The 16,209-nt window shown below is 35.1% G+C and carries 16 protein-coding genes; 15 read left to right on the top strand and 1 reads right to left on the bottom strand.

Going from position 1 to position 16,209, the window contains the following annotated elements; all coding sequences use genetic code 11:
- Positions 1-16 precede the first annotated feature (16 nt).
- The 4 genes from IRZ99_RS13760 to IRZ99_RS13745 all read left to right on the top strand — a co-directional run bounded on the left by IRZ99_RS13760 (position 17) and on the right by IRZ99_RS13745 (position 5,167).
- Positions 17-1,540 carry a RagB/SusD family nutrient uptake outer membrane protein gene (locus tag IRZ99_RS13760; protein WP_194657816.1) on the top strand — a complete coding sequence of 508 codons (1,524 nt, stop codon included), beginning with the start codon at positions 17-19 and terminating at the stop codon, positions 1,538-1,540.
- 10 nt (positions 1,541-1,550) lie between these two features.
- Positions 1,551-2,654, top strand: a complete 1,104-nt coding sequence (locus tag IRZ99_RS13755) for a hypothetical protein (RefSeq protein ID WP_194657815.1) — start codon at positions 1,551-1,553, stop codon at positions 2,652-2,654.
- Between the two features lie 141 nt (positions 2,655-2,795).
- Entirely contained in the window at positions 2,796-4,187 is a 1,392-nt protein-coding gene (locus IRZ99_RS13750; RefSeq protein ID WP_194657814.1) for an endo-1,4-beta-xylanase, read from the top strand.
- Between the two features lie 53 nt (positions 4,188-4,240).
- Positions 4,241-5,167, top strand: coding sequence for a family 16 glycosylhydrolase (locus IRZ99_RS13745; RefSeq protein ID WP_194657813.1), 927 nt, complete (start codon positions 4,241-4,243; stop codon positions 5,165-5,167).
- Positions 5,168-5,257: 90 nt separating this feature from the next.
- On the opposite strand, the gene IRZ99_RS13740 is transcribed toward IRZ99_RS13745, so the two are convergent.
- Positions 5,258-7,027, bottom strand: coding sequence for a mechanosensitive ion channel family protein (locus IRZ99_RS13740; RefSeq protein WP_194657812.1), 1,770 nt, complete (start codon positions 7,025-7,027; stop codon positions 5,258-5,260).
- A 451-nt stretch (positions 7,028-7,478) separates the two neighbouring features.
- Here IRZ99_RS13740 and IRZ99_RS13735 point away from each other — a divergent pair, with 451 nt between their 5' ends.
- From IRZ99_RS13735 to IRZ99_RS13685, 11 genes are all read left to right on the top strand, one after another.
- Positions 7,479-8,297 (top strand): alpha/beta fold hydrolase, encoded by an 819-nt coding sequence (locus tag IRZ99_RS13735; RefSeq protein ID WP_194657811.1) that lies wholly within the window; start codon positions 7,479-7,481, stop codon positions 8,295-8,297.
- A 72-nt stretch (positions 8,298-8,369) separates the two neighbouring features.
- Positions 8,370-8,687, top strand: a complete 318-nt coding sequence (locus tag IRZ99_RS13730) for a phosphoribosylpyrophosphate synthetase (RefSeq protein ID WP_194657810.1) — start codon at positions 8,370-8,372, stop codon at positions 8,685-8,687.
- Positions 8,688-8,698: 11 nt separating this feature from the next.
- Entirely contained in the window at positions 8,699-10,585 is a 1,887-nt protein-coding gene (locus tag IRZ99_RS13725) for an amidohydrolase (RefSeq protein ID WP_194657809.1), read from the top strand.
- 10 nt (positions 10,586-10,595) lie between these two features.
- Complete coding sequence (locus tag IRZ99_RS13720; RefSeq protein WP_194657808.1) at positions 10,596-11,024, top strand: DoxX family protein; 429 nt, start codon at positions 10,596-10,598, stop codon at positions 11,022-11,024.
- 2 nt (positions 11,025-11,026) lie between these two features.
- Complete coding sequence (locus tag IRZ99_RS13715) at positions 11,027-11,500, top strand: Dps family protein (RefSeq protein ID WP_194657807.1); 474 nt, start codon at positions 11,027-11,029, stop codon at positions 11,498-11,500.
- A gap of 7 nt (positions 11,501-11,507) precedes the next feature.
- Positions 11,508-12,173 (top strand): YoaK family protein, encoded by a 666-nt coding sequence (locus tag IRZ99_RS13710; protein ID WP_194657806.1) that lies wholly within the window; start codon positions 11,508-11,510, stop codon positions 12,171-12,173.
- 107 nt (positions 12,174-12,280) lie between these two features.
- Positions 12,281-12,577: a GNAT family N-acetyltransferase gene (locus IRZ99_RS13705; RefSeq protein ID WP_194657805.1), complete on the top strand. Its 297-nt coding sequence runs from the start codon at positions 12,281-12,283 to the stop codon at positions 12,575-12,577.
- Positions 12,578-12,589: 12 nt separating this feature from the next.
- Positions 12,590-13,210, top strand: a complete 621-nt coding sequence (locus tag IRZ99_RS13700; protein ID WP_194657804.1) for an alpha/beta hydrolase — start codon at positions 12,590-12,592, stop codon at positions 13,208-13,210.
- Positions 13,210-13,560 carry a hypothetical protein gene (locus IRZ99_RS13695; RefSeq protein WP_194657803.1) on the top strand — a complete coding sequence of 117 codons (351 nt, stop codon included), beginning with the start codon at positions 13,210-13,212 and terminating at the stop codon, positions 13,558-13,560. Before IRZ99_RS13700 ends, IRZ99_RS13695 begins: the two co-directional genes overlap by 1 nt.
- Positions 13,561-13,855: 295 nt before the next feature.
- Positions 13,856-14,794 carry a ring-cleaving dioxygenase gene (locus tag IRZ99_RS13690; RefSeq protein ID WP_194657802.1) on the top strand — a complete coding sequence of 313 codons (939 nt, stop codon included), beginning with the start codon at positions 13,856-13,858 and terminating at the stop codon, positions 14,792-14,794.
- Positions 14,795-15,828: 1,034 nt separating this feature from the next.
- On the top strand, positions 15,829-16,206 hold the full coding sequence (locus IRZ99_RS13685; RefSeq protein WP_194657801.1) for a hypothetical protein: 378 nt from the start codon (positions 15,829-15,831) through the stop codon (positions 16,204-16,206).
- Positions 16,207-16,209: the final 3 nt, after the last annotated feature.

Here is a 16,209-nt window from a genome sequence, read left to right as displayed (position 1 = left end):
CATAAAAAAAATAGTTATGAAAAAACTTTTTAAACTTTTTCTGATGGGAATGCTAATACCATTGCTGTCTTTATTTTCCTGTTCAGATGATTTTTTGGATGCACCATCTGAAAACCAATTGACCCCGGCTGACTTACCCGAAGGCGTTACCGCTTTTGACGGGATAGCGGAGAGTTTGTACTTCAAGCCGTGGTTTACTTTTAATGATAAATTCCTGATTGCTGTAGGAGATATGTATGCAGGAAATGCTTTTTCATTTGATGGTGCGTACGCGCAATTTAAAGATGCACAGGTAACCTCGCAAAACCCAATCCTGGCAGAAGGATATGTTTCGCTATTTTCGGTTGTCGATCAGTCCAATAACCTAATGAAATTGGTTGAAGACAGAAAAAGCGAATTGCCTGAAGCATCTTATAAAAATGCTATAGCAATATCAAGATTTATGAGAGCAAATGCCTATTTCTATTTAGTTAGAACATTTGGCGCAGTTCCAATTATTAGTAAAGCAGGGTCTGCAAAACAGCCAAAAAGGAATCTCATTTCAGATATTTATAAATTCATAAAGCAGGATTTGGAATATGCCGTTCAAAATTTGCCTGAAAGATCAGTAAAAAAAGGGTATGTTACTAAATATGCCGCTATGGGTATTCTTGCAAAAGTGCATTTAACTTTAAATGAATATACAGAAAGTGCCGCTTTAACCCAGCAAATTATTGGAAACCAATATACCTTAATTCAGGATTACGGAAACTTATTTAGCAGTCCGGAAAATAATAATAGTGCAGAGAGTATGTTTGCCCTGCAATGGAAAGCTATTGCTACAGAATGGGGAACACAAAATACCAACCAGGCCTATATCGTTCCGGGAGACACAGGAATAACCGGTGGCGGCGACGGCTGGGGAGTTTACCTGCCTTCTATCTCATTACAAGACGGATTTGAGCCAAAGGATACAAGAAAAAAGAACACGATTATGACAGATGGTGATTTTTATCCTGAATTATTAAAAAATCAAGGTGGTTTCACATACAAAAAAATCCTCTCTTCTACAGGAGCTAATTTCAGAAAATACATTGTAGGCTCTGCAGCAGAAAGAAACGATGTGTTTTTTATGAGAACGTCACAAAACACCATTATTTTAAGATATTCTGACATTCTATTAATGAATTCTGAAGCGATTTTGGCAGGAGCGAATTCAACAACTTCTCCAGCAGCTTTAAGTTCTTTTAATGAAGTGAGATTAAGAGCCGGATTACCAGTAAAAACAGTACTTACAAGAGATGAATTGTTTAACGAAAGAAGAATTGAATTTGCACTTGAAGGACAATATTTCTTTGATTTAAAACGTCGTGGCCTTGCCGAGGCAACAGCAATTATTTCACAGCAGGAAGTCGGTTTTTATTCTGACCCTGCCAGAACAGAATTAGTTTCCAGAAAGATAACTCCTGGAACTACTTATTTTGAATTGCCGTTACCACAATCTGCAATTGATACCAATCCATCATTATTAGAAACGCCAGTTCCTTTTAACTTCAATTAATTTTTATACTATGATCAATAAAATAAAATATAGCATTATAATTCTTTTGGCATTAGTATCATTTACAGCTTGCCAAAATGATGACATGGCCACTGCAAATATAGACGCAATGGTTGCTGAACCGGGAGATTTACTAAACCAGGCCTTTCCACTTAATAAAGTCAGAGTCGAAGGTGAAGGTTTAACAGGATTAAAGAAGATCACACTGGACAATAAGATTGATATTAGTTTCAATCCAAATCATAATTCAGATAAAGCGTTTATTTTTACTATTCCCTTTGATGAAAAACTAGGAAGTAGATTTGGTGTACAACCTATAACATTTGTAACTGCTACTGGTTCAGTTACCAAAAACATTGAGATTTTACAGCCTGTTCCAACTATCACAAAAACGACACCTGCAGTAGCAACTCCAGGATTTTCGCTAGAAATTGAAGGTACGTGGTTTTATAATATTTCTTCTGTTACATTAGGAGGAAAAACACTGAGTTATACGCTTAAATCTTCTTCTTCCCTGATTATTGGCTTACCTGCAAATGCCGTTTCGGGATCAGAGCTGGTAATTACTACACCAGGAGGTACTGCAAAAAAAACAATAGAATTTGCTACACTAATTCTCGTATCTGATTTTGACGGGAATGGCACCAGAACCAGTTGGAGCGCTTATGGCGATATTGATAGTTTTAACGCAAATACTACAGGTGGCCCAACAGGAAGTTATGCTACACTTACATGGGCTGGCTCAACGGCCAATGGTTATAACGGAAGCAGCGCCGGAGGTGGAACTAATTTCTTAAGTGCAACTAACAATGATGCTACAAAAACTTTCATAGATATTGATGTAAGTGCCAACGTAGTCGGTGCTCAATTTGCAATACAATTAAATACTATTGATGGTGTAAATTATGGTTATAATTTTAAAGTAACCGATGTCAATTGGACAACCAAAACGATAACATTAGCTGATTTTAAAGACAATTACGGTTTTGGTACCAATACTGCCGCAACATTGGATGCTTCTAAAGTTAATGAAATCAAAGTAGGAATCGCTCAGGGTGACACGCCTAATCCTAGTGCAATTAAATTTGATAATATCAAAATTCGTTACCAATAATTGATAGTTGTACATTAAAAAAAAGAGGCTGTCGTATAGCAGCCTCTTTACTAACGTAAATCATACAATAGATAATAAAACAGAAACCATAAATAAGCGTATTCTCTCCAAGTAGAAGAATATTCTATAATACAAAACAGTATGAAAATTAAATTTTTACTAGTACTAACCAGCCTCTTCTTTTTTTTAAGTGCCTGCTCTAAAGATGACAGCGAAGTAGCTGATACTTTAGAAACTCCCGTAGCCAACCCGGCAAAAGACGTGAATGATGGCGGTTTTAAAGCTAAATGGAATTACGTTTCCAATTCTAAAAGTTATCTTTTGGATGTTTCAACCAGCGAAAATTTTGCGACACTTATACCTAATTACAATTCAAAAGAAGTTACGGACTTAAACGAAGTTGTAGTGGGTTTAACAGGAGGCACGCAGTATTATTACAGAGTGAGAGCAAAAAATGAAACACAAATTTCAGATTATTCAAATGTTATTAGTGTTGTAACTACAGGTTCCAGCAATATCCCTGAAGATCCAACTTTCCTAAAAGTAAAAGCTAATAAACTGACTAATCCCTTTTTTATTGGTATGGCAATAAAGGCATCGCAATTAACCAGCGGAAGCCCTTATGATATTATTTTAAAAAATGAATTCAGCAGTATTTCTGCCGAATACGAAATGAAAATGGATCAAATTTCTACCGCAAGTGGTGTTTACAACTGGACTGTGGCAGATAAAATTGTTGCTTACGGAAATGCCAATGGCATCAATGTTCACGGTCATGCTTTGGTATGGCATAATTCTGTGCCACAATGGCTAAAAGATTTTTCCGGTACTGATGCCGAATTTAAAGCAGAAGTAAAAAAATACATTACAGCTTTAGTTACTCATTATGCAGGAAAAGTAAAATCATGGGATGTAGTTAATGAAGCAGTTGATGACAATGGTGGTACTATGAGAAATACAATTTTTCTTCAACGAATGGGTGCTAACTATGTAAAAGATTGTTTTCAATGGGCAAAAGATGCAGCAATTGCAGCTGGTGATAACACTTTACTTTTGTTTTATAATGATTATGCAACCTCAACTAATATTCCAAAACAAGATAAAGTTTTTAGCATTGTTGACGATTTAAAAGCAAGCAATCTTATTGATGGTATTGGTTTTCAAATGCATAATACCTATTTAAGTCCAACCAAAGCGCAGATAGAAACTGATCTAAACAAAGCTGTAGCAAAAGGCTTGAAAATTCATGTTTCGGAATTGGATATACAAGTGAATCAGTCTAATGACATTTCTACTTTTACTAATGAAAGAAGGTTAGCCCAAAAGGAAAAATACAAAGAAATCGTAAAAATCTACAACGCTCTTCCTGCAGCAAATAAATATGCCTTAACCGTTTGGGGAATGAAAGATAATGAATCATGGATTCCATTTAGTACAGAATTGAACCACCCAGGAAATGACTGGCCTTTATTGTACGATTCAAATTTTGCAATTAAAAGCTCGCATACTGGATTTCTGGAAGGTTTAGATTAAATTTTTGAACATAATACTTTACTTCAACTATTAATTAACCAAAAAATTAAATTATGAAAAAATTAAATTTGTTCGCATTAACAGTGACATGTGTATTAGGTTTAGGATTTACATCCTGCGCAGATGACGCTAGTCCAATAACAAAAGACCAATCAGCAAGTGCAAGTACAAAAAATAGTACAGGCAAAGTAGCTGCTGCACCATGGGTTAAACAATTTGAAGATACATTCGATGTAGGTTCCAATCTGTCACAATGGACAAAAGAGCAACGAGCGGATTATAACTCATGGTATTGTGATTATTACAGCTCAGTGCCAACTACACAATGGCGAGATGGAAGACAATGTTTAGAAATCAAGACTACAAAATTGAGTACATATAAATATCAGTCTGGCTTCATAACTTCCAATTACCAATACAAACCGGAAAACAATACAGAGTATATGCTTTCTGCAAATATTAAATTAATAGCCATGGATGGCGCAACTTACAAATCTTTCACAGATACTTATGGTGCCTGGCCTGCCTTTTGGTCTGTACAAGGAAATGCCTGGCCAACCAAAGGAGAAATTGATATCATGGAAGGTTACTCTTTTGCACCTAATACAAGTCGTTTTACTTCAAATCTTTTTTATGGAACTTCGAGCGGAGCAAATCAATTAGGAAATTCTGCAGAGAGAAACTATCCGGGTAATTTTGATATAAACGGAAATGGCGGATGGCATTTATATGAATCTTTTTGGAAGATGAAAAACAATGTCGTAACAGTTACTATTATGGTAGATAATGTAACAGTTGCAACCTATACCAATAGTAGCGTAGCTAATCTTAATTTAAATAATTTCGGACCACACTCGATTATGTTAAATATGAACGTTGGATCTAAAGACTCTAATTTCATTGATCCTAATAAAATTAACTTATTTACAAGCGCAATGATGTGGGTAGATGATGTAACTGTCTACAAAAGACCAATCTAATTTACACATCGTTGGTTTTATTTAAAAAAGTCCTAATTTTCATTAGGACTTTTTTTATGGGTAAATTTCGATTTAAAAGTCCAAACGGATCTACTCCTCCTCTTTAGATTTAAAACTACCGTCACCAGGGTACTTTATACTATTCTTTAATTCTTCAATGCGTTTCGGATCAAATTGAGGTAGCTGCAATTCGTTATTTTCTTTCCAATTTTTAACAGTTTCTGAAACTGCCACCTTTTTTTCATCTGATAGCGAAGTATCCCGTGCCATATAAAGTGTTTGAGAAGGATAAGCCAAAGATGTTCCGCTGTTTTCTATTATATCCATCATTCGTAACAAAATATCTTCCTGTACTTCCTGAGAAATTTCAAAAGTTACGGCTTCAATATAGGCGGTTACCTCAACTTTTAAGGCATCAGCTGTGATTCCGGTAAAACGCACGATCGGTGGTGAATTTAATATGGCCGGATGCGAATACAATAATGATTTAAGTTCTACCAATAGATAACGCATTTGATCCGGAGTCGTTTCCATCCTAAAATTAAATATCGGATTAAAGATAAAGCGGTCACGATGGGCATAATTTTCTATTTTACTGGCAGATAATTGACCATTAGGAATAGTCACTATAGTACGTGCAGAGGTGCGAAGTGTGGTTGAACGCATTCCGATAGCTTCTACCGTACCTTTAATCTCATCTACGCGGCAATAATCTCCCACTCTTAGTGGTTGGTCAGCAATAAGACTCACACTTCCTACAAAGTTTTCTATGGTTTTTTGTGCTCCTAACGCCAATGCGATACCTCCGATACCTAAAGCTGCAATTCCGGCTGTTACATCTACCCCGATAATTCCGAGTAGGGCAATAATACCAATGAAAACAATGGCCGCCTTAGTGGTTCGGCTTAAAAATAGTATAGCCGATACCGCAGATATGCGCCCGCGACTGTTCATTCTGCTGCGCGTATACCCACTTACAAAGTCGGTCATTCTCCAGAGGAGTATTAAAAAAGCTACGATACCAATAGTGAGTATGATAATACTAAAGCGCTGTCGAACTACGATAGAAATTCCCATATTCTTCGTTAGTGCTACAAATAAAATTACAGTAAGATACAAATGGACCGGCAGCGTAAATGCATCAATAATTGCCTGCCCCTCTTCAGTTGCTGCTTTTTTCCACAGTTTTTGTATGATGAAAGCAATTATAAAAATTAACAGCCTTGAAAGTAAATAAGACACAACCGTCATGACCACCACCACAGCCCAATGACCTATAGGAACATTTCCTAGTTTTCGTTCTATTAAAGCGGCTGGCAGTACCCTGTCCAAAAATGTTTTTTCGCCTGAAAGATCAGTTAACGCAATTGACTCTACGGTTTCAGCAGAAAAAAGCCATAATGCAGGCTCATTGTCATCTGACTGATTTTCTACATAAATCTGGAGGTTCGTTTTACCATCAGTAATATTTCCTACAATGTCTTCGCCTGCTTGTAGGTCATCATCTGTTTTTCCGGATTCTTTATTACTTATAATAGAAGATGGTGAGAAATTACCTCCCTGGTCCAACAATTGTTGAAAAGTCTTGGCAATTCTTATCCTTTGTGCTGATTTGCGATAGGAGCGTTTACTTAGAACAAAATACTGGCTGGCGCGAAGATAATTTTGATCGCCTAGGGCTTTAATAAAACCATTAACAGTTCCCTGAGGTGTTCTTCTTCCCAAAGAATCTTCTGGAGTTTTTGCAGGTTCTTCAATTGTGGGTTTACCCGAACCTAGAAGCTGGGCTTCTACTCTATTGGGCATAAGAAATAGGAGCAACAACAAATAAAACAGTAAACGTCTAAGATCTATATTCATGGTTTTATTTCTTTTTAAGCAGTTATTACATTAAAAGTAAGAAATAATAAAAGAAGAAGTACCGCCTTTAACCAGAAAAAATGTCTTCAAAGTATACAGAAAATTGGAAATAGTAACGTGATGTCTCTTTGATAACCAACAACTTCAATCTCCGGAATTATACGTTAAAATAATAATGCATTAATAAATTCACGAAATATCGTAACAAAAAATACTGCCTTATATACTTAACCCCCTGACTTAATTGACCTTTTAATTTGAGGCATATTATTTGGCTACCGTTTGGAATCTATTATAATTAAAAGAGGCGCAATATGAAAACTACACTTCTAAAAAAATAACAGATTGTTTTTTTTCTTAATCTACATTAATCAACAGACTTTCGAACCTTCAGTAAGTTTGTAAAAGAAATTTAACAACTAAAAAATTAATAATTTAAAACCATAAAACAATGAGCACATTTACAGTAAAAGACGGAACAGAGATTTATTATAAAGATTGGGGAAATGGTCAGCCAATTGTTTTTCACCATGGATGGCCTTTATCTAGTGATGACTGGGATGCACAAATGATGTTTTTCCTTAAACAGGGATTCAGAGTTATTGCACATGATCGTCGCGGACACGGACGTTCTGGCCAAAGCGCTGAAGGAAACAATATGGAAACCTATGCATCAGACATTGCTGAATTAACAGCAGCTCTTGATTTAAAAAATGCGATTCATGTTGGTCACTCAACCGGAGGTGGTGAAGTGATTCGTTATGCTGCAAAATACGGAAAAGAACGCGTTGCAAAAGCGATAATAATTAGTGCCGTAACACCAATCATGATAAAAAATGAATCAAATCCTGAAGGTGTGCCATTATCTATTTTTGATGAAATAAGACAAGGAACCGGATTTAACAGAGCGCAGTATTTTTATGATTTTCCAATACCATTCTACGGATGGAACCGCGAAGGACAAACCGTTCAGGAAGGAATTAAACACAATTGGTGGCGTCAGGGAATGATGGGGTCTGTTTTGGCTCATTATGAAGGGATTAAAGCTTTCTCGGAATCAGATTTCACGGAAGATCTTAAGAGTTTAGACATTCCTGTTTTAGTTCTTCACGGAGAAGATGATCAGATTGTACCTTTTGATCAGGCACCAAGAGCAGCAAAACTTTTGAAAAACGGAAAACTGATTTCATATCCAGGATTTCCACATGGTATGCCAACTACAGAGGCTGAAACAATCAATAACGATATTTTGGCTTTCATTAAAGCATAAGTAGGCAACCTTTTCTTAAAAGTAACCAAAACTGCCAATGACTTATTTGTTGGCAGTTAATACCTTCCCAATATGAGTTTACTTCAACAACCCTCTTTTGACACCGTTACAGAAGCGCTACAATGGCTCGGTCAGCAAGGTTTTACAGAAAATTTTAATCTTGATGAAAACTGTATACGTTACAATAATAACACACAAACCATGTCTCCGGAAGAATTCAAAATTGAATATTTATTCCGTTTTGAAGGCGATACAGATCCTGGTGATGAAGATATAGTCTACGGCATTATATCTGAGATTTATAATATAAAAGGTGTTTTAACAAGCGCTTTTGGAATCTATGCCGATTCAGTTTCTGCCGAAATGATTCGAAAACTTTCAACCCACTAAAACTTAATTTAATGAAAGCAGATCTAATTTTATTCAACGGCAAAATTCATAGTTTCAATGCTGAAACACCAAATGTAACTGCCGTAGCAATCAAAGACGGAAAGTTTATTGCTGTTGGAAGTGATAGCAATGTAATGGAATTTGCATCTGAAGAAACAAAAATAATCGACCTCCACAACAGAAGAGTTGTACCCGGAATTAACGATTCACACATTCATCTTATTCGCGGTGGATTGAATTATAATTTAGAATTACGCTGGGACGGTGTTCCTTCTCTCGCAGACGCACTCAGAATGCTAAAAGAACAAGTGGATCGCACACCAAATCCGCAATGGGTTCGTGTGGTTGGGGGCTGGTCAGAATTTCAATTTGCAGAACGCAGAATGCCAACTCTGGAAGAAATTAATACTATTGCGCCAGAAACTCCTGTTTTTATTCTGCATTTATATGACAGAGCAATAATGAACAGAGCAGCGTTAAAAGCTATTGGTTATACCAAAAATACACCGGCACCTCCTGGAGGGCAAATTGAGCGTGATTCCAATGGTGAACCAACCGGGCTTATTATTGCTACTCCGAACGCTATGATTTTGTATTCGACTTTAGCAAAAGGTCCAACGCTTTCCTACGAACACCAGATCAATTCGACACGTCATTTTATGAAAGAATTGAACCGTTTCGGAATTACAAGTGTTATTGATGCCGGAGGAGGTTTTCAGAATTTTCCGGACGATTATAAAGTAGTTAATGAATTGAATGAAAAGAAACAATTAACCGTTAGAATTGCCTATAATCTTTTTACTCAAAAACCAAAACACGAATTTGAAGATTTTGAAGATTGGATTGATACTGTAAAATTATATCAGGGAGATGATATGTACCGTCATAATGGTGCTGGTGAAATGTTAGTTTTTTCTGCAGCTGATTTTGAAGATTTCCTTCAACCAAGACCTGACCTTCCTGAAACTATGGAAGCAGAATTGGAAAAAGTAGTCCGTCTTTTAGTCGAAAACCGTTGGCCGTTTAGGCTTCATGCGACTTACAACGAAAGTATTACGAGATTTTTGAATGTATTTGAAAAGATCAATCAGGAAATTCCGTTTAACGGATTGCCCTGGATATTTGATCATGCTGAAACAATCGATGAACGTAATAGTGAGCGAGTTAAAAATTTAGGTGGCGGTATTGCCATACAAAGCAGAATGGCGTATCAGGGAGAATATTTCACAGACCGATACGGAGCAAAGGCAGCCGAAAGCACACCACCAATCAAAAAAATGATTGAAATGGAAGTTCCCGTTGGTGGAGGTTCTGATGCTACAAGAGTAAGCAGTTATAATCCATGGGTTTCAATGTATTGGATGACGGTTGGAAAAACGGTTGGTGGTCTTCAATTATACAATGAAAGCAGATTAAGCAGGGAAATCGCCTTAGAATTGTACACAAGAGGAAGCGCCTGGTTTTCTCAGGAACAAGCTAAAAAGGGAGATATTAAAACCGGAATGTTTGCTGATTTGGTGGTTTTGGATCGTGATTATTTTACTATTAAAGATGAAGACATCAAAAAAATTGAAGCTGATTTGACTATTGTCGATGGAAAAATTGTGTATGCTAATGGCGATTTTTCATCCTTTTCGCTGCCACATATTCCAATTTTGCCAGACTGGTCTCCAACTAATATTTACAATGGCTATCCTGTGAGAAATAATTTGCAGAGTGCGATTGAGAAAAATTCAAAAGCAGATGCAAAACCGGGTCTGACTTCTCAAATACACAGCTGTAGCGGAAGCTGCGATGTTCATGCTCACAGTCATGATGTTGCCAGATTAAGCAACGTACCAATAAACAACTATAACGCATTTTGGGGCGCACTAGGCTGTTCCTGCTTTGCCTTTTAAACTTAAAGTAATGACTGAAATTATTAAACAAATCCTTTATTCTGATTTAGGAACATCCTTCAATAATGCTGCGTTTTTAGTTTTTAGAGTATTATTGGCTATTGAACTTTTTCGGGTACATGGAATGAAAAAATTCAGAGTTGAAAACGGTCAGAGAGAACATGTTCCGAATCCGCTGCATTTGCCTGAAAAACTAAACGGATTGGTAGCTACTTTTTCTGATACTGTAGTGCCATTTTTAATTATTTTAGGAATTGGAACCCGACTTGTTGTCTTGCCAACCATTGGCGTTACAGCCGTAGGATATTTTGTGGTACACAGAAAAGATTCACTCGAAGTGCGAGACGTTCCATATATGTACACCTTATCTCTATTATTAATTCTGGCACTTGGCGCCGGAAAATATTCACTTGATTATTATTTATTAAACCTTATATAAAAATGAAAGCAAACATCGGAATTAAACAAGAAAGCATCACAAAAGTAGTCGACGTATTAACTAAAGTTCTGGCTGACGAATTTGTACTTTATACCAAAACAAAAAAAGCACATTGGAATGTTGAAGGTCCTGATTTCTATAACAAACACATTTTCTTCGAACAGCAATATGAAGCGTTGGATGAAATTGTAGATAACGTTGCAGAAAGAATTAGAACTTTGGGTCATTATGCACCGGCAACTCTAAAAGAATATCTGGCATTGACTCATCTTACAGAAGAATCAAGAGAAAAAAATGACAGTACAGGTTACATCAAAGAGCTACTTGCTGACCATGAAAGTATTTTAATACACTTACGTGAAAACATCAACAATTTTTCTACTGAACTTCACGATGCCGGAACCAGTGATTATATTACCGGTCTTTTAGAAAACCACGAAAAAATGGCCTGGATGCTTCGCGCACACCTGAAATAATCAAATTATGGAAATTCAAAAAAACATTTGGTACGTAACCCTGCTTCTAACCATGATAGCAGGGTATTGCGATACCGTAACTTTTGTCGCTGCAGATTCTATATTTTCGGCACACGTTACGGGTAACTTTATTGTCTTTGCCTATCAGATTATCAAAGGTTCTGATATACATGCATGGGTAAAACTACTTACATTTCCCGTATTTATTGTAGCCGTTATTGTGGGAGGAAGAATTGCCTTAAAAAATACCAATCATTACACCATCTTATTTTGGGAAGGTATTATACTGGTTTTAAGTGGTATTGCTGCTTATGCTTTTGGTTTTCTGGAAATATTTTCAGAATGGACAATATACGGAATTGCGATGGCAACTGTTTTTGCAATGGGACTACAGAATGCTTTTGGAAAATTATATGCCAAAGAAACACACGGCCCTACAACCATGATGACCGGAAATGTAACTCAGGCATCACTGGATTTAGGAAATTTATTAAAAAATGGAACAAAAGATCCTGAAATTCTATTAAGTTTTAAGAAACAATTAGTTACTATTATGGGATTTCTTGTGGGCTGTTTTTTAGGAGCCGTTGCCGGAAAATTTTTGGGATTAGGAACTTTGGTTCTGCCGGGAACTGCTATGATAATTTGTTATCTCTACCACCGTGAAAACTAAGCAATCACAGATTTAAAATTGTAGATTTCTGATAATCATACTATCTTTAAGAAAAGAAAAATAGTTCACTTTTATCTGCTAAAAAGCATAATATAATTTAAAAATATATGGAAACTATCAAACTGGAATTAAACGAAAAAAAACATGGCGCTTTTAATCTTTATGTGGATGATAAAAAATTAGGCGAAATGACGGTAAGCATCAAAGATGATTTATTGACTGTTTACCACACCGGAGTTGAACCGGAAGCCGAAGGAAAAGGTTATGCGAAGAAACTTTTGGAAGAAATGACAACATACGTACGTGCTAATCATATGATGGTTTTACCGCTTTGCCCATACGTGCATGCACAATTCAAAAGACATCCGGATGAGTATCAGGATATTTGGAAAAAACAATCTTAAAAAAATACTACTATGAATATAGAAACCCTAACAGACGGTTTGCCTTTAAACGAAGCAAAAAAGGCCTTAATTATGATACACGGACGTGGTGCAGGTGCCCATGATATTCTTTCTATTGCAAAACATCTTAAGGTCGCTGATTTTGCATTGGTTGCGCCTCAGGCAGAAAATAGAACGTGGTATCCGTATTCGTTTTTAGTGCCGATTAACGAAAACGAACCTTCTTTTTCAAAATCCTTAGAAGCAATTCATCAGGTTGTTGTCGCAGTTCAGCAAAACGGAATTGAAAAAGAAAATATCTATTTCCTTGGATTTTCACAGGGAGCCTGTCTTGCCTTAGAATTTACAGCCAGAAATGCTGCAAAATATGGAGGCGTTGTCGCTTTTACAGGCGGGCTTATCGGTGATAAAGTTTATGAAAACCATTATACAGGAAATTTCGAAAACACTCCAATTTTCATAGGAACAAGCGATCCTGATTTTCATGTTCCGGTTGAAAGAGTAAATGAGACTGAAACACTTCTTCAAAAAATGGGCGCAGATGTAACCAAGAAAATCTACCCAAATATGGGACATACTATAAGTCAGGACGAGGTAGATTGTGCAAATGCATTGATTTTCAATAAAAAATAATGATTACGATTACTCGAGTTTATAGCGATGCAAATGGCGAAAGTCATTTTGAGGATTTTGAAGTTCCGTTGAAAAACTATGGTGATATTGGTTTTTTATCTGATGATGAACCGGTAAAGTCAATTGTTTTTAGAGAAGTCAGTCCTTCTTATGATTATGATTTTCATAATGCCCCAGACCGACAATATATTGTTTTATTGGAGGGGGGAGTCGAAATCGAAACTTCATTAGGAGAAAAAAGAACATTTGAAACAGGGTCGATTCTATTGGTTGAAGACAAAACAGGAAAAGGACACAAAACAAAGAATATTGAACCAAAACTTAGAAAATCAATATTTATAAAATTATAAAATTGGAAAAAGAAACGGTAGTACCAGAAATGGGTCTTTTAAATTACTATAGCTTTTCTAAATATAGGGAATGCAATTCTTAAAATTACGATATATCGTGGGATTAGAAACTCTAAACAACAACTAAACACATAATAAACAAGGATAAAGCCCAATTGAAATATTATTTGGTTGTTAATTGACAAATGAAAATTGAACGGCTTTTTATTTCTTAATCTAGATTAATCGATGCAGCAGTATAACAGACGTAAATTTGTATAAGAAAATCAATAACAATATAATAAATATAGAAACCATGGAAAATAAAATTTTAGGCTTACACCATATTACTGCAATTGCAGGTGACGCTAAACGCAATTTCAACTTTTACTCTAATATATTAGGATTACGTTTCATAAAAAAAACGGTGAATTTTGATGATCCGGGAACCTACCACTTTTACTTTGGAGATGAAGTTGGAAGTGCCGGAACCATCTTAACTTTTTTCCCTTGGGGAGAAGGAATTCAACAAGGAAGAAAAGGTTCTGGAATGGCAACAGAAATTGGATATTCTGTTCCAAAAGGAAGTTTAGATTTCTGGCAAAAACGTTTTGAGCAATACAATGTTATTTACAATAAACCTGCTGAAAAGTTTGGAGAAAAATATCTTACTTTCTTAGATCCTGATGGATTAAAATTAGAATTAATCGAATCTAAAACTGGTGATGACAGAAAACCCTGGGAAACTGATGAAGTAAAAGCCGATGTAGCAACAAGAGGTTTTCATAACATTACTTTGACTTTAAACAACATCAAACCTACTGCTGCCATCTTAACTGATATTTTTGGTTACAAATTGATCGAACAAGATGTCAACCGCTACCGCTACGCAACTGATGCTGTAGAGAATGCAGCCATTGTTGACTTAGTGGAATTGGCTGAAGAAAAACGTGGCCATCTAGCAAACGGATCTGTTCATCACGTGGCTTTCCGTGTACAAAATGATGAAATTTTAATGCATTTCCGTGAAAAAATTGAGGAATACGGATTGTCTATTACACCACAGATTGACAGAAATTATTTCCACTCTCTTTATTTTAGAGAGCCAGGAGGAGTTTTGTTTGAAATTGCCACAGAAAATCCTGGATTTACTGTTGATGAAAGTTTAGAAGAATTAGGTAAAAACTTAAAACTTCCTGAACAATATGAATCAGACAGAGCTGCTATTGAAGCGCATTTGGTTAAAATTAATTAAATTACCATTCTACCTATAATGCTGATTACTCTATAAAAAAGTCCTAATTTACATTAGGATTTTTTTTTACAACATTGTCAACTAATCGCACGATTGCAAAAGTGAAAATAAAAAAACCCAACTTGTCACGTCGACAAGTTGGGTTTCTACCATAAACCGTAATAAATCTCTCTATTACAAATATAATGGTATAAAGTAAAAATTGAATTCAAAAGCTTGTAGTAACATAACTACAAATGTGCAGAATTTATATGACAACAATCAAAAAAAGATTAGTAAAATTTAAGAGTCAAAGGATACCTAAAACCTTTCAATATAAAGGTTCCTTGTTTTTTTTCATTTAAAGTACTTTGCAAATATTTATACAAACCCCAAAGTCATCGTGGCAAAATTATGGCACGCGAAGTTTATGATAATTATTCTTTTTCAGGATAGAAACATTGATTTCCTTTTTATCACAAGCTTTTTGAATTATTTTTTCTCTCTGCGAGGGAATCAATTTTATTAAAATCAAACCCAAAATTTATGTCCCTTTTTACATAAAATCATTCAGAAAATAACGTTTTTACTTTCATCCTATAATTTGTAAGAATAAAAAAGTTTTTTTTAACAAAATAAAACCATTAAAGGGGTAAAAAACAACAAAACAAAACACAACTAACAGAATATAAACAGCTTAAACAAAACATAATTAATAAATATATAAAATTATAGCACCATTGTATGGTAAAAAAAATAAAACATAAACAATTGATTACAAACAAATTAGATCAAAAAAGCAAATAATTCAAATATATCTAAAAACAACCACTTAATGGTTACAAAATAACAAAACTCAAATACCTCATTATCAACGTTTTTCAAAAAAAAGTTTTAAAAACAAAATGTTTTTACAAAAAAAATGTAAAAAAAGTAAGAAATCAATTCAAACATAAAAGAATTCAAAATGTTTTTCAAAATATATTTGTAAAGTCAAAACTGCAGTTGAAAACAAAATGAAAAAAATTAAAAAAAACCAATTAAATACTAAAACTATGTCAGACTTTTTAAACCAATTCGGAGAAGATCTTCAAAAAAATGTACCAGGATTTATCGCAGTTTCAGTTGCTGAAATTCAAAGTGGAATGTCTTACTTTTCACTTTCTGACGTTGCAGATTTTGATCCTGAATTAGCATCTGCTTTCAACCTTGAAGTTGTAAAAGCAAAAATGAATGCAATTAGTGCTTTAGGGCTAAAAAATCAGATTGTATCAGATATCATGATTACCTTAACATCTCAAATTCATATTATTGATATTTCTGATAACAACATGTATATGATTTATCTGGCAGTTGACTCAACGAAAGCTAACTTAGGGATGACGAAATCAATTCTTAACAAGTATAAAAAAGAAATTGCTTCTAAATTATAATGG

This window comes from Flavobacterium sp. LC2016-12, assembly GCF_015351595.1.
Classification (GTDB): domain Bacteria; phylum Bacteroidota; class Bacteroidia; order Flavobacteriales; family Flavobacteriaceae; genus Flavobacterium.
Note: the sequence above shows the minus strand (reverse complement) of the source record. Positions and strands in the feature narration are given on the sequence as shown.